16 protein-coding genes are annotated in these 19,289 nt (G+C 50.0%); 11 read left to right on the top strand and 5 right to left on the bottom strand.

Annotated elements, in window-relative coordinates:
• Positions 1-376 precede the first annotated feature (376 nt).
• The 5 genes from FHS16_RS28365 to FHS16_RS32845 all read left to right on the top strand — a co-directional run bounded on the left by FHS16_RS28365 (position 377) and on the right by FHS16_RS32845 (position 6,170).
• Complete coding sequence (locus FHS16_RS28365) at positions 377-1,699, top strand: sugar ABC transporter substrate-binding protein (protein WP_183570592.1); 1,323 nt, start codon at positions 377-379, stop codon at positions 1,697-1,699.
• Positions 1,700-1,876: 177 nt separating this feature from the next.
• Positions 1,877-3,190: a carbohydrate ABC transporter permease gene (locus FHS16_RS28360; RefSeq protein WP_183570590.1), complete on the top strand. Its 1,314-nt coding sequence runs from the start codon at positions 1,877-1,879 to the stop codon at positions 3,188-3,190.
• Positions 3,191-3,192: 2 nt separating this feature from the next.
• On the top strand, positions 3,193-4,032 hold the full coding sequence (locus FHS16_RS28355; protein WP_183570648.1) for a sugar ABC transporter permease: 840 nt from the start codon (positions 3,193-3,195) through the stop codon (positions 4,030-4,032).
• A 3-nt stretch (positions 4,033-4,035) separates the two neighbouring features.
• Entirely contained in the window at positions 4,036-5,715 is a 1,680-nt protein-coding gene (locus tag FHS16_RS28350; RefSeq protein ID WP_246432014.1) for an alpha-amylase family glycosyl hydrolase, read from the top strand.
• Positions 5,716-6,035: 320 nt separating this feature from the next.
• Positions 6,036-6,170, top strand: coding sequence for a Ger(x)C family spore germination protein (locus tag FHS16_RS32845; RefSeq protein WP_446685753.1), 135 nt, complete (start codon positions 6,036-6,038; stop codon positions 6,168-6,170).
• 127 nt (positions 6,171-6,297) lie between these two features.
• Here the strand turns inward: FHS16_RS32845 and FHS16_RS28345 are convergent, their stop codons facing one another.
• From FHS16_RS28345 to trxB, 4 genes are all read right to left on the bottom strand, one after another.
• Complete coding sequence (locus tag FHS16_RS28345) at positions 6,298-7,578, bottom strand: MFS transporter (RefSeq protein ID WP_221226498.1); 1,281 nt, start codon at positions 7,576-7,578, stop codon at positions 6,298-6,300.
• A 156-nt stretch (positions 7,579-7,734) separates the two neighbouring features.
• Complete coding sequence (locus FHS16_RS28340; protein ID WP_183570588.1) at positions 7,735-8,667, bottom strand: LacI family DNA-binding transcriptional regulator; 933 nt, start codon at positions 8,665-8,667, stop codon at positions 7,735-7,737.
• 455 nt (positions 8,668-9,122) lie between these two features.
• Positions 9,123-11,036 (bottom strand): alpha-glycosidase, encoded by a 1,914-nt coding sequence (locus tag FHS16_RS28335; RefSeq protein ID WP_183570642.1) that lies wholly within the window; start codon positions 11,034-11,036, stop codon positions 9,123-9,125.
• A 232-nt stretch (positions 11,037-11,268) separates the two neighbouring features.
• On the bottom strand, positions 11,269-12,213 hold the full coding sequence (trxB, locus tag FHS16_RS28330; RefSeq protein ID WP_183570586.1) for a thioredoxin-disulfide reductase: 945 nt from the start codon (positions 12,211-12,213) through the stop codon (positions 11,269-11,271).
• 157 nt (positions 12,214-12,370) lie between these two features.
• Between trxB and FHS16_RS28325 the strand changes: the two genes are divergently transcribed.
• The 5 genes from FHS16_RS28325 (at position 12,371) to FHS16_RS28305 (ending at position 18,250) form a co-directional block, all read left to right on the top strand.
• The gene (locus FHS16_RS28325; protein ID WP_183570584.1) at positions 12,371-13,045 is read left to right on the top strand and encodes a response regulator transcription factor; all 675 of its coding nucleotides are present in this window, start codon (positions 12,371-12,373) and stop codon (positions 13,043-13,045) included.
• On the top strand, positions 13,042-14,433 hold the full coding sequence (locus tag FHS16_RS28320) for a HAMP domain-containing sensor histidine kinase (protein ID WP_183570582.1): 1,392 nt from the start codon (positions 13,042-13,044) through the stop codon (positions 14,431-14,433). The genes FHS16_RS28325 and FHS16_RS28320 overlap by 4 nt, the downstream gene beginning before the upstream one ends.
• A 223-nt stretch (positions 14,434-14,656) precedes the next feature.
• Positions 14,657-15,535 (top strand): UTP--glucose-1-phosphate uridylyltransferase GalU, encoded by an 879-nt coding sequence (gene galU, locus FHS16_RS28315; protein ID WP_183570580.1) that lies wholly within the window; start codon positions 14,657-14,659, stop codon positions 15,533-15,535.
• A 324-nt stretch (positions 15,536-15,859) separates the two neighbouring features.
• Positions 15,860-17,119, top strand: coding sequence for an FxLYD domain-containing protein (locus tag FHS16_RS32540; protein ID WP_183570578.1), 1,260 nt, complete (start codon positions 15,860-15,862; stop codon positions 17,117-17,119).
• 12 nt (positions 17,120-17,131) lie between these two features.
• A complete protein-coding gene (locus FHS16_RS28305) occupies positions 17,132-18,250 on the top strand; it encodes a S1C family serine protease (protein WP_183570576.1) in 1,119 nt (372 codons plus the stop codon).
• Positions 18,251-18,362: 112 nt separating this feature from the next.
• On the opposite strand, the gene FHS16_RS28300 is transcribed toward FHS16_RS28305, so the two are convergent.
• Positions 18,363-18,710, bottom strand: a complete 348-nt coding sequence (locus tag FHS16_RS28300) for a hypothetical protein (RefSeq protein WP_183570574.1) — start codon at positions 18,708-18,710, stop codon at positions 18,363-18,365.
• 34 nt (positions 18,711-18,744) lie between these two features.
• Here FHS16_RS28300 and FHS16_RS28295 point away from each other — a divergent pair, with 34 nt between their 5' ends.
• Entirely contained in the window at positions 18,745-19,173 is a 429-nt protein-coding gene (locus FHS16_RS28295; RefSeq protein WP_183570572.1) for a hypothetical protein, read from the top strand.
• Positions 19,174-19,289: the final 116 nt, after the last annotated feature.

Genomic DNA, 19,289 nt, shown 5'->3' with positions numbered 1-19,289 from the left:
GAATCAGATAGAGAAAAGAGGAGAATAATGAAGTAAAAGCAGTATTTGTTCTGCATAATGAACTGTGCAAACGTTTTAACAAATGATAGGGCTTGTTGTATGATGAATCCACGAATAGAACGCTTTCAAAGCCATTCACTCAGATTAGCTTCGCAAATATCGCTGAAAATGCCACTTGCGAAGCTATTTTTTTGACAGATTGTACAAACGTTTGCACTGATCGCATAAAAGGCTTTTCCAATTGGAAGGGGCTATTGCAGAAGGTGACAGATGAAAAGGATTTGACACAGTCTGCCGATTCTGATCTGAAGAACCGTTTGAACAGCGTCGATTCAAAAAAAAGTATGGAACACATTATGGAGGGGGATCACCCAGCATGAAAAAGTGGTTTGTAATGTCATTAATTGTTTCCTTGTTTATCGTATCCGCATGCGGCGGATCGAACAACGGAGGTAAAACGGAAAATGCCGCTAACGCTACAAATGCACCTGCTAACACAAATAACGCAGCAGGCAATGAGAGTGAAGGCGCAGCTGAGTCTGACGAAATAACTCCTGAGGAAGGCGCGTCCTTGCTCGTATGGGAGAGTAAAGAAGAGCGTCCATTCGTTGAAGCAATTTCAAAAGAATTTACTGAAAAATACGGTATTGAAGTGAAATTCGAAGAGGTTGGCGCAGCTGACCAAGTAACGAAGCTTACCACGGACGGCCCGGCTGGCCTTGGCGCAGACGTCGTTGTTTTCCCGCATGACAACCTGGGCAGAGCGGTAACGGCAGGCCTTGTTCTTCCGAACGATTTCTATGAAGAGCAAGCCAAAACGGCTAACTCGGAAATCGCGGTAAACGCGGTTTCTTACGGCGGTACACTTTACGGTTACCCGCGTTCGATTGAAACTTATGCATTGTTCTACAACAAAGCACTCATTAAAGAAGCGCCTAAAACGTTTGACGAAATCGTAGCGTTCGCAAAAACCTACAACGACGTGCCAAATAACAAGTTTGCTCTGATGTGGGAAGTAGGAAACTTCTACTTCAACTATCCGTTCATCTCAACAGGCGGCTATGTGTACGGTGAGAATGGCCAAAACAAAGACGACATCGGCTTGAACACAGAAGGCGCAGTTAGCGGCTTGAAATACTATGGCTCGCTAAAAGACAGCATCCTGCCGCTGAACTCCGGAGACATCACGTATGACATCAAAAAAGGCATGTTCACAGGCGGTACGCTTGCTATGGACATTAACGGCCCTTGGACGATCGCGGATTACAAAAGCGCTGGCATTGATTTCGGCGTGGCGCCAATCCCGAGCATTAATGGCCAACCGGCTTCTTCGTTCTCAGGCGTTAAGGCTTGGTACGTGAATCAATTCTCGAAATATCCGAATGCGGCTCGTTTGTTCGCAAATTTCGCTTCCACTAAGGCAGCTCAATTGAAGGATTTTGAATTGACAGGCGCTATTCCAGCCAACACAGAAGCAACAAATGACGCAGCAGTTCAAGGTAATGACATCGTAAAAGGTTTTGTTGCGCAGTTCAACCAGTCGACGCCTATGCCTTCGATTCCAGAGATGGGCAACGTATGGAGCCCAATCGCGGCGGCGTTCTCCGATGTGTGGAATTCCGGCAAGGTTGCGAAAGCAGCTCTTGATAACGCGGTTCAACAAATCAAGGACGCGAATAACGGTACAACAGCAAAATAATAACCATAGCAAAATAATAACCATAGCAAGATAATAACCATAGCAAAATAATAACCGTATCTGGCACAACCCGCCGAGCTATGCTCGGCGGGTGAGTCGATGTGCTGAAATCTGCGGCTTTTTTAAGCGTATGGCGGTTTAAATTGTTTTTGATATGAAAGGAAGGGAGCTTGGCGGATGAAACGTCATCGCAGCACCGCGGCTATATTTTCGTTACTCGTAATGGGTCTTGGCCAATTGTATAACCGCCAGTTTATTAAAGGCTTGATCATGCTTGCTGTCGAAGCGGCAGCGCTGATGTATTTTATACCGAATCTAGGAAGAGCCATATGGGGTATCGTAACATTAGGCGAAAAAACGCAAGGGCTCGAGAAAATCGGAAAAATAAGTGTGCGCGTGGAGGGAGATCACTCGATCTTTCTATTAATCAGCGGTCTAATTACGCTATTCCTCTTTATACTTTTTATCATCATCTACATTATGAATATTCGCGATGCTTATCGGAATGGCAAGCAGAGAGATGAAGGCGTACTGCCTGCAAGCTTCCGGCAGACGTTGGCTTACGTGACGGACCGTAATTTTCCGCATTTGATGCTAACCTTGCCGGCGCTCGGCGTTTTGTTTCTAACGATCATGCCGATTATCTTCATGGTTATGCTTGCTTTCACCAACTACGCGTCGCCTGATCATATTCCTCCGGCCAAGCTGGTGGATTGGGTAGGCTTCCAAACGTTTGCTAATTTGCTCACGCTCAAGACGTGGAGCCATACGTTTATTGGCGTGTTTACATGGACGATAATATGGGCTGTTATCGCAACGGTAACGACGTATTTCGGCGGCCTGCTGGTTGCCCTATTAATCGAGCAGAAGGGCATTCGTTTCAAAAAGCTGTGGCGGACGCTGTTCATCATTCCTTATGCGATCCCGCAGCTGATTTCCTTGCTCGTCATGCGAAATCTATTCAACGGGCAATTTGGCCCGATCAATCAGTACTTAGGATATTTCGGCATGGGCAAGCTGCCTTGGCTGACAGATCCCTTCTGGGCAAAAGTAACGGTTATTCTAGTCAATATGTGGGTAGGCATACCGGTATCCATGGTGCTTATTCTCGGCGTACTGACCGCTATTCCGAAGGACCTGTACGAAGCGGCGGATGTTGATGGAGCAACGGGTATTCAGAAGTTCCGCATCATCACGATTCCGTTTGTGCTGTTCTCCACAGCGCCGATTCTGATTACGCAATTCGCGGGCAACATTAACAACTTCAACGTTATTTTCCTGCTTACGAACGGGGACCCGGTAAAAGGTGATTATCAATTCGCCGGCAGCACCGACTTGCTCGTCACGTGGCTGTATAAACTGACGCTGAACAACAGTCAATTCAACATGGCCTCAGCTATCGGTATTATTATTTTCATCATCGTTGCTACATTCTCGATTTACAACTATCGCCGTACGCGGTCATTCAAAGAGGAGGATATGATCCAATGAAAATGGGGCGTAAAACCGCAAATGTTGTCCGTTTAACGTTAAGCTATCTCTTATTGATTGCGATTGCCATCTGCGCGATCTATCCGGCGCTTTGGGTGCTGCTGTCGTCGCTTCGCCCGGGCACATCGCTTTTCAGCTCGAGCTTGATTCCGGAATCCTTTACGCTTATCCATTATAAAGAGCTGTTCACGAATCCAAGCTTCCGTTACGGAGCCTGGTACTTGAACACGCTGAAGATCGCGACGTTAACGATGATTTTCTCTACAATTCTCGTTACGTTAAGCATGTATGCCTTGTCGCGCTTCCGCTTCCGCGGCCGCAAGATGACATTGACGATTATGCTCGTACTGGGCATGTTTCCCGGCTTTATGAGCATGATTGCGATCTTTATTTTCTTGCTGCAGCTTAATTTGCTGGATACGCATGCAGCGTTGATTATCGTGTATTCGGCAGGGGCGGTACTCGGGGGCTTTGTCGTAAAAGGTTTCTATGATACGATTCCGCGCAGCTTAGATGAAGCGGCGCGCATTGACGGCGCATCTCATTTGCAGGTATTTGTGAAAATTATGCTCCCGCTGTCGCGCCCAATGCTTACGTATGTGGCACTAACGACATTCGCGGGCTCATGGGTTGACTTCATATTTGCGAGATTGGTGCTGCGCAGCAAAGATAACTGGACGCTGGCTGTCGGAATGTGGGATCTTGTTAACTCCTATCAGAACAGTAACTTTACGCTCTTTGCAGCTGGTGCGGTCTTGATTGCGATTCCAATTACGCTGCTATTCGTCTTCTTGCAGCGTTTCCTTGTGCAAGGGCTTATGTCCGGCGCTTCAAAAGGATAAGGGATGAAAGACAAACGTTTGCATAACATTGGAATTGTCCTGTTTAGTCTAATGCTGCTTACTGCACTAGCTGCTTGCTCATTTGGCGGCGACGGCACCGAGCAATCGGGGAATTCAGCTCCAGGAAACAATGCCGTGAGTACACAAGAGGATGAAGATGAGGATGAAGGTGAGCCGCTAGCAGCCGCTTATCAAGTGGATGAGCAGCCAGGCGGGGTTTATTATGAAATCTTTGTCCGTTCCTTCTACGACACGGATGGAGACGGGATAGGCGACTTGAACGGGGTTACCGCCAAGCTTGATTATTTGCAGGAGCTTGGCGTGAGCGGCATTTGGCTTATGCCGATCAATGCTTCTCCAAGCTATCATGGCTACGACACGACCGATTATTATGCTGTTAACGCGGAGTACGGTACGCTTGAGGACTTGAAGAAGTTGCTGGGTGAAGCGCATAAGCGCGGGATAAAGATCATTATGGATCTTGTCGTGAATCATACGAGCAAGGAGCATCCTTGGTTCAAAGAAGCGCTCGCGGATGAGAACAGCCCTTACCGCAGCTGGTATACGTTCGCGAAGCTTGATGAGAAGGTCCGCGCAGACGGCGCGGTTGGCGGCGACCCCTGGCATAGCTACGGCGGTTTGAAGTATCTCGGCGTGTTCTGGGAGGGCATGCCTGACCTGAACTTCGAAGAGCCTAAGGTTCGAGAGGAAATGGTCAAGATCGGTCAATATTGGCTGGATCAGGGACTGGATGGTTTTCGGCTGGATGCAGCGAAGCATATTTATGGAGACTTCGCTTCTACGGCGGGCACGCCGGACATTCAAGCCAAGAACAAAGCCTGGTGGCAGGAATACCGCACAGGCATGACGAAGTCGAAGCCGGATGCGTACCTCATTGGAGAGGTCTGGGATTCACTGACCGTCATTGCGCCTTACTTTGACCAAGCGCTTGATTCCGCGTTTCACTTTGATTTGGCAGGGCGCTTGCTTAGTGCAGCAGACAAAGAACGGGACGCTGACTTGGCCTTCTCGCTAGGACGCGCCTATGGCGTCTACGAGAAATCCTCGGGCGGCAAGTTCGTGGATGCGCCATTCCTAAGCAACCACGATCAGAATCGCGTCATGACTGTATTGAATGGTAACGTTGATCATGCCAGAATGGCGGCGGCTATGCTGCTGACGCTTCCGGGAACGCCTTATCTTTATTACGGCGAGGAACTTGGGATGAAAGGCGCAAAGCCTGATGAATACATCCGTGAGCCTATGCCATGGCATAGCGATCCAAGCGGCGGCGAAGGCCAGACGGCATGGGAGAAGCCGCGACATAATACGGAGCCGCAACAGGTGTCCGTAGAAACGCAAACGAATGATGAAGCCTCCCTGCTGAACCATTATCGCCAATTGATTAAGTGGCGGAACGAGGAACCCGCGCTGCAGGACGGAAGCATTGCGGAGTTCAAGCTGGAGCCGGCAAACCAGAAGCTTAGCGCCTATGTACGGATGACAGCTGCAGAACGCGTTCTCGTTGTTCATAATTTATCCGCAGACGAGCAAACGACGGCATTGCAAGCATCGCTGGCATATGGCAGCTTTGAGTCGCTTGTCAGGGCGACGAGCACAGGAGCCGAGCTAGCTGAGGGCAGGCTAACACTACCAGCGTACAGCACCGTTATATTGAAATGATGAAGAGGGAACTGCACATAGAGTGCGGTTTCCTCTTTTTTGCGTACAGAAGTAATAAGAAACATTTTATAGCCAGAAAAATACTTTGATCTGTTTTCAATGGAAAAGCATGGTGATTAGGTCGCAAGCGACAAGCGCAAGCAATGAACGCAATGAAATGAATTTCGACAATCTAAAGGCTCTCAGACAAGTGACAATTGAATAAATGAGGTGAAAACCTTTGAAGCGTATGATGTGAGGCATGCTATTGTTTATGCCAGCAGCAGCGGAATCGCACTTTACCATGCTACGGCTCCCATATTGTTTGAGCATTCCGTAAGCTGACGGAAACAAGCTCCGGAAAATTTTATTTCGAACACATTCGGTTTCTGGTTTTGGGGAAGCCGCATACAAGGGAAGGAATAAGTGAGTTGCTGGATATGCTTTGTCGAAATTCCGAAGCGCACACCGATTAATATTTGATAGTAGTTCGCACTACCTCGACGATGCAGCTGCTCAAAACATTGACTTCTATTGAGAAACATAAAAAAACCGGTGCGCTGGCAGGTTCATTAAAGGGTTAGCTTCCGGGCAGCCCCCCAGCTACTGGAAGGTACGAATAGCCGTGAAACGCCGGTAGGCAATCATTCCAATCAGAAGCATGGCGGCACCGCTTGCCGCAATAATGACGGCAGGGCCGTACAGATCCGATAAGGTGGAGAAGACAGCGAGCCCGATTGGCGGGGCAACGCTGGTTAAAGCGCCAACCAGGCCGAATACCCTGCCCTGCATAGATGGTTCAACGGCAACCCGCAGCGCGATGAAAATAATGGTTGTGCTGAACGAGAAAAGGAAGCCGACAAGCAGAATGAGCGGCAAAGCCGAACTTGCTGATGTCATAAACGAAATGGCGATAAATAAAGGACCCATTAGGATCACGCTCCATAACGTCCATTTCCCTCTGCTTTTTAGCCGAGTATCGAGCCGCATGATTAGTATGGAGCCAATCACGTAGCCTAGCGGGATACAGGCTTCCATGAGTCCGAAAACAAAAGGCTGCGCATGCCACACCTTCACAGCCATGACCTGTATAAGCATAAAGGTCGATAGGAAGAAAAACATGACGAGCGGGAGCAGTAAAACAGCAGCTTTGGCAAACGGCTCCTTCCATACATAATGGAAGCCTGCTGCGAGATCATCCTTGAAGGAGGTTTTGGCTATGCCTTCGTCCTTAGGTGCTTGGTAAGGGAATTTGCCTGCAATCAGCAAAAGGATTGCCGAGAGAAGGAAGGTGGCAGCATCGATTGCGATCGCGAAAGCGCCGCCGACTGCAGCGACTGCTATGCCTCCGAGCGCAAAGCCGGATATACGGATAATATTATCGGAAATGCTGATGGCGCCTACTGCTTGGGTAATCTGCTCTTTGCCCACGATCTCGACGAGCGAGGCTTGGAAGGCGGGTGTACGGAATACACCCGCAAATGCGACAAGCCCGGTTAACAGGACGATATAGGCAAAAGGTACATTAGGCAAGTAAATGAGTACAGCGATCGCTGCGACAAGCACGAAGCGTACGGCATCGGATATCCACATTAACGTGCGGCGGTCGGTACGGTCTGCAAAGGTGCCTGCGAAGGACCCGAACAGCATGCTGATGACGAGATGCGTGATGAGAACGACGGACATGAGCTTGGCGCTTCCGGTCGTTTGCAGCACCCAGAGATTGAGCGCAATGCTGTGAAAGGTATTGCCGAGCAGCGACAGGCTGTAGCTCGAGAATACGGCGAGAAAAGTCCGGTTTTTCCAGATGGATACTGCACTGCTGTCATATGGGAGAGCTGCCGCTGACGTATCGTTTTTAGACGGTTTAGCTATCTCAAGCATTTTAAAACCTCCTAAATGAATAGTTGGAATAGTGGGTGAGCCAGTGGCCAAATTTTTCTAAATTGCCTTTTACTATTTTGACTTAAACGTTTAAGTTTCCGTAGATATATGGAAGGCTAGCCGCTGTCCAGACGACTGGACAGCGAATTAGCATCGTTAATTCGTTCTGACCGCTTTCACAAGCACATATTGGTTATCGGGGCCTTCCCTCGGCGCTGCTAACAGCTTAATCATCAATTGATAAGCACCTTCCGCCTTGAGATTGCCAAACGAGATACGTATGGCTGCGTTCGGTAGAATGTCCGGACATCCTGCTGAGCATATAACGGCTAAATTGGCCGGATTCACGTATTTGGCCGCTATAATGGCCGCAAATTCGCTTAATGCCAATCCTGTCTGAGTCGTCTTGCTGCTCATAAAACGCGAGAGCGATTGCTCATCTTTTAGCAAATGGACAGCATCCTGCCCCAAACCCGAGAGGGAGGCGATGTAATGGGCAAGCTCCACATTGTTGAAGCTGTCGATAATGATATATCCGAAGGGAGCAAGTGGGGATGCTTTTGCAAGGGCGAAGGCATCTTCATAATCGTAATTCACCTTGTAAAACAAAGAATCATCAATGATGCTGTCCACCACGATAAGAGGTACGCCTATGGAGAAGCGACTTGAGATGAGGTGGAAATTTTCAGTTCTGACATCTACGACGAAAACGCCATCGAGCTTGCGCTCGGAAATGATATCGAGTTTCGGGTCAGCGGCGTCAAGGCTGAATAAAACAACATGATAGCCTCGTGCCGTGAGCAGCTGCTCCAGGCGATTAATGAATGGCGAATAATGGAGCTGCCTCCAAAAGCCTTCATTGTCGGCACGGTTGACCAAGATTCCAATCAAGCCGGACTTCTGCTTCACAAGCGATCTCGCCGCTAGGTTGGGAACGTAATGCAGCTGCTTGGCTGCTTCCAGCACGCGGCATTTCGTCTCCTCGGGTATCGTCTGCGTAGTAACGTTGTTGAGCACATAGCTGACGGTTGCGACAGACACCTCAGCGGCTTTGGCAATATCTTTGAGCGTAGCTTTCTTGATCGTCATACAGCTCCCTTCCTCTTTGCCTGCAAGCAAATATACGATGGCATTTGGGGATAATAACTAAATGATGCAGTGTAATCATAACGACTTAAACGTTTAAGTCATTATGGCATCATACAAGCTCATTTGTCTAGGGGCTCTCTTATGCAGCAAAGCCCAATAAGGTGAGGACCAGCAGGGCTTAGAAAGGAATGCCTGATAGGCCGAGATCGGCTCGAGGCATTCCTTTCTATCATAAGTTGAAATAACGAATGAGCTGCGCGGGCGGAGAGAATAAAGTCGTTCTGGAGAAATGTAATGTTCGCTTTTGCAGACCAAATGACAACTATAAATGGCAACTATATATGAAGCTAACGAATCAAAACCATTGGCTGCAACCGCGATCGGAAAAATGACTTTGTTCTGGCAGCAATAACGGCATACTAACTTTTAATTCATCTTATATAGGTTGCCTATTATTATTTGCTTTGCTCTAATACGACAAAACCGTATGCCTGAAGAGTAAGGTTAAGCTTGCCGCTGATCGTATCGAACTTTAAAGCTGCGTTTGCTGCAGGAGCGGAATCGCTTGAAAGCACTGTTGTCCAACGGGTTTCACTCGCATAGTCAGCCGTTTGGAGGATGCTTGCTGCTGCCTTATCAGTTGTAAGCAACCCAACAGGCGGTTCTGAATCAGCGCTCACAAAGCCGGTAAATGTAATAGCTTGCGGCTGCAAATCATCACCTTCTTGCATTGATGGGATAGGGATGCTAATTTCCGCTTCATTCTCGCGCGCATTTAATGCGATTAACAAACGCTGGTCGCCATCACGCCGTTCATAGACGAGAATACCGTCAGTACTGCCGGCATGGACAAAGCGAATGTCGGCGCTGCGAAGCGCGCTGTATTGGTGGCGAAGCCCGATTGCCGACGTATAGAACGCGAGCAGATCGTGATTTTGCTCAGCCGGGTCCCAAACCATGCACTTGCGGCAGCCGGGGTCACCTGCGCCATTCAAGCCTACCTCATCGCCATAATAAATGCATGGGGTTCCCGGGTAGGTTAGCTGGAACAAGGAGGACAGCTTCATTGCAGCCGCATTGTCGCCGCAGATTGTAAGCAGCCTTGGCGTATCATGGCTGTCCAGCAGGTTGAAGGCCGTTTCGGTTACCTGCTGCGGGTAAGCCGCCAGCTGCTCGCCGATCGCCAGCGCAAATTGTGATGCATCAATTGTCTGGTAGGCGAAGAAATCTAATACGGCGTTCGTGAACGGATAATTCATGACGGCATCGAATTGATCCCCTTGCAGCCACATGATCGAATCATGCCAAATCTCGCCCAAAATGTAAGCCTCCGGGTTGACCTTTTTCACCGTCAATCGGAATTCGCGCCAGAACTGGTGATCAACCTCATTCGCTACGTCAAGCCGCCAGCCGTCGATTCCGATTTCCTCGATCCAATAACGCGCTACCTCGAATAAGTATTGCTTCACCTCGGGATGCTCGGTGTTCAGCTTCGGCATAAGCGGCTCAAACGCGAACGTTTCGTAAGTAGGAACGCCGTCAACCACTTGCAGCGGCCATTCCCTTACATAGAACCAATCCGCATATTTGGAATCACGTCCATTCTGCTGCGCATCGACGAAAGGCGGGAATGTTTTGCCTGAATGGTTGAATACGGCGTCCAGCAAAACGCGAATACCGCGGGCATGGTAAGCATCAACAAGCTCTTTGAGCTTCTCGTTTGTACCGAACTGAGGATCGACCTTCATATAATCCTGCGTATCGTACTTGTGATTGGTCGTGGCCTCGAACAGAGGCGTGAAATAGACGGCATTAATGCCAAGCGCGGCAATATGGTCTAAGTGATCGATTACGCCTTGCAGGTCCCCGCCAAAGAAATTGTAAGGCGTCGGTTCGCCGCCCCATGGCAGAACATTCTCTGGATCAAGTGAAGGATCGCCGTTCGCAAAGCGCTCCGGGAAGATTTGATAGAATACGGCATCCTTTACCCAAGCAGGCGGCTTGAATACATCAATCGGATTGATATAAGGAAAGTCGAAAAAAGTGTTCGGGTTATTCGGCAATAATAGCTCGAAGCCTTTATCCGTAAGCAAGATGCTCTCAGAGCCGCTAGTTAAGCGGAAAGCATAGCGAAGACGGCGAAAAGGGGGAATAACAGCCGTTTCCCAATAATCGAAACGCGCATCCGAGGAAAAAATCCGCATAGGAACCGCAGTGATGGTTTGATCCCAAGCATATTTGTCGCCGACGATAGCCTCAACCGCGGCTACGTCATTTTTTTTGGTACGGATGCGCAGGTGCAAGGTTTGATCGTCGTAGGCATAAGCCCAGTTCTGTTTTGGTCTGTGGTATACCGCTTCTAATAACATCATAATCGCTCCTTTTGGCTGAATGGGAGAAAGGATGAAAACGCGAAAAAAGGTACAACCTCTGCTAATTAAAGCCGAGGTTGTACCTTCTCCCATAACACGTTCAGGCGCCGCTAACGCGATGCATAATGTGAACATATGGATGCGGTAGCATTGCCTTTCTATTGTAACTCTCAACACATTTATTATACATAATTTGCACGTATTGTACCAGTAACAATTTCAAAAAAGTTTATGCGTGAATGGCTTCGTGTGCCTGCGATTCCAAGAAGCGCTCACAATCCAGAGCAGCCATACAACCGCTGCCTGCCGCTGTAATGGCTTGACGGTAATTGCGGTCCTGAACGTCGCCGCAGGCGTATACGCCTGGGATATTCGTCTCGGAGGTACCCGGTTTCACGATAATATAGCCTTGATCATCGGTATCGATTTGTCCGCCAAGGAAGCTAGTATTGGGGGTATGGCCTATCGTAATAAATACGCCGTCCGTCTCAAGCAGCTCTTCCTCGCCAGTTTCATTATTGCGCACTTTCAACCCTTGCAAGCCCATGCCTGTCGCTGCTACTTCAAGCGGCGTGCGATTTAAGCTCCACACGATTTTTTCGTTGGCGCGAGCGCGATCCTGCATGATTTTGGAAGCGCGCAAATCGTCGCGGCGATGTACGAGTCTGACCTCGGAGGCGAAGCGGGTAAGGAATACCGCTTCTTCCATGGCAGAGTCGCCGCCGCCGACTACAATAATTTTTTTGCCGCGGAAGAAGAAGCCGTCGCAGGTTGCGCAGGTGCTGACACCGCGTCCGATATTGTCCTGCTCGCCTGGAATGCCAAGGTACTTGGCGGAAGCGCCGGTCGAGATAATAATCGACTCCGCCTGCAGTCCGCCGATGCCTTCAACGTCCAGCGTATAAGGCCGTTTGCTGAAATCAACGCTCTTTACGGAGCCTGTTTTGAAATTCGCCCCGAAGCGCTGTGCTTGCTTGCGCATGTTGGACATCAGCTCGCTGCCTAGGATACCGTCTGGGAAGCCGGGGAAGTTCTCTACCTCTGTCGTTGTTGTCAACTGACCGCCTGGCTGCCAGCCTTCTATTACAAGAGGCTCCATGTTCGCGCGTGCTAGATAGATGGCAGCTGTCAAGCCTGCAGGTCCTGTTCCGATAATGATCGTTTTGTAAGTCATCTATATTCTCCTCCATTTCGTATACGTTCAATGTAATAAATACTACTTTAAAATTATTACAATCTAAATATAATGTCAATATCGTTCATGTAACGTTCATGTTCGTATTATATGCTGTCTGTAGAGCTTGCTTGAGCAGGACTGGAGGACGATTGAAATGCCGAAAATTGTGGTGGTTGACGATGACCCAAATATTCGCGAGCTGGTAAGCCTATTCCTAAAAAGAGAGGGCTATCAGGTAATGGAAGCCATAGATGGAGTGGATGCGCTGGAGCAGCTGGATGCGGTTCGCCCCGATTTTGCCATAATCGATGTGATGATGCCGCGAATGGACGGATGGGCGCTATGTACCGCGCTGCGGGAAAGCTACGATATACCGCTGCTCATGCTGACGGCAAAGGGAGAGACGACCCATAAAGTCAAAGGCTTCGAGCTTGGAGCGGATGATTATATGGTCAAGCCGTTTGATCCGCCGGAGCTGGTAGCAAGGGTCAAGGCTTTGCTTAAAAGATACCGCATAACCGCGTCCCAGACAGTCGAGTTCGGCGAAGTGACGATGAATAAAACCGACTTCCATATGTCTGCAAGCGGAGAGAAGATCACCTTGCCGCCAAAGGAATTCGAGCTGCTGTTCAAGCTTGCCAGCTATCCAGGCAAAACGTTCGCGCGCGATCAACTGATTGAACAAATATGGGGCATGGATTACGAGGGAGATGAACGGACGGTCGACGTACATATCAAAAGGCTCAGGGATCGTTTTCCGGAGGAGTCCTACCGATTCTGTATCGTTACGATACGAGGGCTTGGGTATAGGCTGGAGGAATGGTCATGATTCGCAGCTTGTATGTCCGTATTACAGCAACTTTCCTCGTCGTCGTCTTAATAAGCATTGGCGTTGCCTTTCTGTTTACGAATCAAATGTTCAAGCGTGACGCAAGGGGACAGCTTCCGAATCAGATGGAGAAAGCGATCAACAGGATCGAGCAGCTTTATGCCGTTTCCAAGCCAGCATCACTGAAAGAGTTTTTGGATGAGGTATCGGATCAGCAGGGCTTGTCGATCATTGCAGTCAGCAGCGCGAACCGGCTCGTACAGGCGGGCGTGCGAAGCGATGCGATGGTGAATAGGCTGACATATGAGCAGCTGGGCAACGTGTTCCGAGGGAACATGGTCAACATGGGAATGTTCAATCGCGAGGAAGGGAGCCCACCGATGCCGCCTGCCATGGGCAAGCTGGTTCAGTTCGGTAGCGAGAACTGGGCATTGTTCGTGCAGCCGGAATCTTTCCCGCAGAACAGTAATTTTATATGGACGGCCGTTACGCTGCTCGTCACGCTGCTTGTCGTCGGAAGCGTGCTTATTCTCATTGCTGCCCGTTATTTGGTCATGCCTCTTAAAATGATGACGAATGCGGCGACGCGGATGTCGGAAGGAGATTTCACGGTTCGCCTGCCTGTCAGGCACGGGGACGAGCTTGGCGAGCTGGCCGAAGGCATGAACAAGATGGCGCTAAGCTTGTCCCAGCTTGAGATGATGCGCCAGGACTTCGTATCGAACGTCTCCCATGAAATTCAGTCGCCGCTTACGTCGATTGGAGGCTTTGCTGAAGCGCTTCGCAGCGAAGAGGTGACCGAGTCGCAGCGTGATCGCTATATCAGCATCATCAAGCAAGAAAGCATGCGTCTGTCGCGCTTAAGCGAAAATCTGCTCAATCTGGCTTCTTTGGATTCGCGGCAGCATCCTTTTCATCCAAAGCCTTACCGGTTGGATCGGCAGCTGCGCGATGTGGTGCTTGCTTGCGAGCCGCAGTGGATGGCTAAGCGGCAGACTGTCGAGCTTCTAATGGAAGAAACGACGATAACAGCCGACAGCGACCAGCTTAATCAGCTATGGATAAATCTGTTCGCGAACAGCATGAAATTCACGCCGGAGGAAGGGAAAATATTTTTTGGGCTGAGTGAGCAGGATGGGTATGCTATCGTCCGAATATCTGACACGGGCATAGGCATCAGCGAGGATGACCGCGAGCGTGTCTTCGAGAGGTTCTATAAAGGCGATATGTCGCGGGACCGCAGTCAAGGAGGAAGCGGTCTTGGATTATCGATCGCGCAAACCGTTGCCCATATCCATGGAGGCAGCATCATGCTTGATCCGCATGCGGATCAGCTGGCAGGCGCAAGCTTCATTGTGAGACTCCCTCTCGTGGCAATAAAGCGATAATGCAGGGTTTCTCCTTCTCAAAGCGTTAGAGCGATAATACGGTGTGTCTATTTCTTGTTGTGTTAGAACGATCATGCAGTTTGTCTCCTTCTCGTGACGTTAGAGCGATAGCTGTGGTATGGCTCCTATATTGTAATGCCTAAAGCATGGATAAACCTGGGCCAAGCGGTTATGATGGAGGGAGAATATATCATACATGTAACGTTTTGGGGGAGAAGCTTGAATGGAGAAGCGGATACGGAAAGCCATCATACCGGCGGGAGGGCTAGGGACAAGGTTTTTGCCTGCAACAAAAGCGCAGCCGAAGGAAATGCTCCCGATTATCGATAAGCCTGCTATTCAATATATTGTAGAAGAAGCTGTTAATTCTGGCATTGAGAGCATTGTCATTGTCAGCGGCCGCAACAAGCGGGCAATCGAGGACCATTTTGACAAATCAGCGGAGCTTGAGATGGAGCTGGAGGCTCGCCATAACGAGGAAATGCTGGAGATGGTGCAGAAAATTTCGCAGCTGGCGGACATTTATTATGTCAGGCAGAAGGAGCCGCTCGGACTTGGGCATGCCGTATTATGCGCGCGCCGTTTTATCGGAGATGAGCCTTTCGCAGTCCTGCTCGGCGACGATATTCTGAAATCAGACCCGCCTTGCTTGCGCCAAATGATGGATATCTACGAGCGTGACCAATCATCGGTTGTCGCAGTCATGGAAGTGCCGTGGAACCAGACCCATAAATACGGTATCGTCGATATCGAAAGCGGCAAGCAGATTGCACGCGTACGCGATATTATCGAAAAGCCGGCAGCCGGTCAAGCACCTACCAATTACGCGGTTGTAGGACGTTATGTTCTGGATCCCGCTATATTTGGATTGCTGGAGAACGCAGCGCCGGGAAAGGCGGGGGAGATTCAGCTTACGGACAGCTTGCAGCAATTAAATCGGCTTTCTTCATTGACCGCTTACCGTTTCGATGGCCGCAGGCATGACGTAGGCGACAAGCTTGGTTTTGTTCAAGCTACGATCGACTTTGCGCTGGAGCGCGCGGATCTGGGTGATGACGTAAGGAAGTACATGCTGGAGCGATTGAAGGAAACCAACGCATAGGATATGTATTGAAGTAAGGAAAGAATGACAGTTAGAACTAGAACCTTCTTCCGCCGAAAAAGGCAATGTCAGGTCTCTGATCGAGGAGATTATATACCCGCAAGTTATAAGCAGCCTATCCGGTCACTATTTTCGTGACCGTAAGGCTGCTTTTTGTATGCCATGAAATAATGGGGCGCTGTATGATATCAACAATATGATGTCTTAGTTAAATGATACGCAATTCCCACTAATTAAAAATGGAGATCATTTACTTTTTGAGATAGAATAGATAAATGTGTATAGAGAGAGTGGAGAGATTCATGGGCTGGGGGATGAACGGGAGTGTATTGCCATCATTGTGGAAAGAAGCGCACAGACGATGCGGTTTATTGCAGCCAGTGCGGCAGGTTGCTTGCTGCTGAAGAGAATGAAACGGCAAGCGTTAGCTCGGAGAGTACATTGGTCGTATTGGAAACGGCTGCTGCCATAGAGACAAGGCGAGCAGGGACGATAGAGAGCTTGAGCGTGCCGGCAGGCGTATATCGAGGAAAGAGAAGAGGGTCGGCTTGGGCATGGCTGCTGCCTGTTATTCTTTTGCTCGTTACAGGTGCCTCGCTGTTTAGTTACTATATATATCAAGCTGGAATGAATGATAGAGTTGTCAAGCTGCAATTAGAAGCGAGGACGTCAGCGCTGGAAGGCAAATATGAAGTGGCGCAGGCTAAGCTTAAAGAGGCAGCAGAAGCCAGGCCCGCTTTTGCCTCGGTTCAGAAGGATCTGGAGATCGTTGCGATGGCAATCGAGCTGTCGCGTTCTGTCGCAGCCGCAGGCAAGCAGCTGGAGGAGAAAAATCTGGAAGACGCTGAGCTGACCATTGAGAAAGCTAAAAATGAGCTGCATGGGCATAGCGAGCCGATTTTTTTGAGTATGAAAGAACAGCTGCGGGGGTATGCCGTAAAGCTTAACGTATTGAAGCTGACAGCGGAGCTGGCTGATTTGAATACAGTGGATGAGCTGGGAGCGAAGCTCAGCATCGCAAGTCAGCTGGAGGGCGAAGAAGCTGCTGCCGTGAAAGAGCAAATTATTGTTAAAATCGTAGAGATTAGCATAAAGGAAGCAGATGCTTTACTGAAGAAGAAAAGTTATTCCGATGCTTTGGCGATAACGGGCAAGGGACTGTTGTATGCCAAGGATGAAGTCAAGCTGATTAATCTGGAGAAAAAAATTACCGATGCTCAGGCTGCGTACGAGCGGGATGAGCAGCGCCGGCTGGAGCACGCCATGCAGCAAGCGGCAGCGGAGGATTTGAAAAATCAGACAGCAGCCGTTGAGGTCGTCCAGATTGAATCAACGCTGGATGAATTCGGTGACCTGAACATTGAAGGCGAGTTAAGAAATGCGGCAACGCGTCCGATTTATTCGATTTCCGTGAAATTTATCGTACGCGACGCCGAAGGCAATGAGGTAGGCTCCGGCACGGCCGAGGCAACGCCTGATTATGTAGAACCGGGCGAGAGCATTCGCTTTACAAGCACCGTATACGGCGTCTACATTCAGAATACGACTGTCGTCGTGGATCATGCGACATGGTACTTGGATTAAGGTGGTGGTGAGATGAGCAAACGAGCGTGGATCAGCGCGATCGCTTCCGCCTTGATCTTGTGCGGAGGAATGGCGGCTGCAGCAGCTATCCATTCAGAGGTGCCAAGCAGACTAGAAGGAAAGCCGCTGCTTGCAATTGCCGATGAATCGAAAAAAAAGTCATTGAAGGATATTATATTCGAAACGCAGAAACTCGTTGTGATGATCGAAACGGATGACGGCACACAAGGCTCCGGGTTTCTCTATAACTCGGAGGGAGACCTGATTACGAACGCACATGTCGTTGCAGGCGCCAAAAAGGTAAAAATCAAAACCGCTGATGCTCGTGAGCTCGAAGGTGAAGTCATCGGCATCAGTACGGTGACGGATGTTGCTGTTGTGCGTGTCGATGCACTGGCAGGCACCGAGCCGCTGCAGCTTGTGCGCGATGAAAAAGCTGAGGTCGGCGACGAGGTAATGGCGGTAGGAAGCCCGCTCGGTTTTCAAAATACGGTGACAACCGGCATTATTAGCGGACTCGGACGGAGCTTCGAGATCGAGCCGTATCTTTACTCTGATTTGTACCAAATATCGGCGCCAATCGCGCCAGGCAATAGCGGAGGCCCGCTTGTCGACCGATCGACCGGCGCTGTGCTGGGGATCAATTCGGCTGGATACGAGCAAGGCTCCATAGGGTTCAGCATGCCAATCTCGAACGTAATTGATATAGCGGAAAGCTGGTCGAAGGAGCCTATGGCGGAGCTGCCGGAGCTGGAAGTGTCAGAGGAGTCTGCTGTTAACGAGGCTGACGCGAAAGTAGAAGAGTTCGCAGGTTATCTCGTGACGCATTTCTACGACAGTCTTAACAATGCGGATTATGTCTACGCCTACTCGCTGCTCGGAGGGAATTGGAAAGAAGGCACGAGCTATGAGAAATTTAGAGAAGGATATCTAGGCACCTTGAATGTCGTCATCGACGATATGCACGTGAAGGACAGCAGAGACGACAAAGCTACGGTCATTGCGGTTATTTCGGTGGATGAGCGCGTCGACGGCAAATATGTATTGAGCAAGTATCAGGTCACCTATGAGGTTGGCTATGAGAATGATCAATTGAAGCTGGTAAGCGGCAAAGGAAAAGCGATCAAATAAACAGCTCCAAACAGTAGGATTACGCACAAAAAAAGAGCGAGAGAAAGCCGTTCAGGGGAAACGGCTTCTCTCGCTTTTTGGTTATCGGAGCAGGTCGGATATGATGATGAACCTAGTCCTGCTCGCTAGATGATCCAAGGAAGTCCTGCTCATAAGCGAGCTCGCCTTCCTCTTCGCGCAATATCGGATTGAAAATCAGCACGAGAGCTACAGAATCGTTACGTTGAACAGGGAAGCTAAGCAGCGATGCCGGTATGACGCGTCCATTCAGTTGAAGCTGATAAGTGGTTCTGCCGCCAATGGGCACGCCGCTGACGGAAACGATTTGTCCGTTGAAGTTGAAGCGAACGGCGCCTGTTTCTGCTAATGCCTGATAAATCGTCAAGCCTGGACGGAAAGGAACCCTGTAGGCCTGCGTGACGTTAGGAAACGTTCTGCCTCCGTTGATTATAACCGTCACCGACGCCTGCTGCCCAGGAGGAAACGGCAGAGGAATGGGAAACGGAATAGGGAACGGAAATGGAAACGGCGGACGCGGCGGAGGGAACGGCCCTGGCCCTGGAGGGAACGGCCCTGGCCCTGGAGGGAACGGCCCTGGTCCAGGCGGGAACGGCCCTGGTCCAGGAGGGAACGGCCCTGGTCCAGGAGGGAACGGCCCTGGTCCAGGCGGGAACGGCCCTGGTCCAGGAGGGAATGGCCCTGGCCCTGGAGGGAACGGCCCTGGTCCAGGCGGTAACGGCCCTGGCCCAGGCGGGAACGGCCCCGGCCCAGGCGGGAACGGCCCTGGCCCTGGAGGGCCGAAGCCGCCGCCTGGCGGGGGAGGCGGCATAATGGACCTAGGCCCGCCGCAGCCGCAGTCGCTGCGGGTGCCGGTTGTCATCGCTTGCTGCGTGTACGCAGGAAATTGTTGCTCGTTAGTGTAAGTATAATCCATACAAGCACTCATACTCCTTTACGAAACAGATTAGGCATCTATCCTTATCTATCGTATGCGGCAATTGCCTATCCGGTGTATGCAGCGTATAACGCAAAAAAACGA

The organism is Paenibacillus endophyticus (assembly GCF_014192395.1).
Lineage (GTDB): Bacteria > Bacillota > Bacilli > Paenibacillales > Paenibacillaceae > Pristimantibacillus > Pristimantibacillus endophyticus.
Note: the sequence above shows the minus strand (reverse complement) of the source record. Positions and strands in the feature narration are given on the sequence as shown.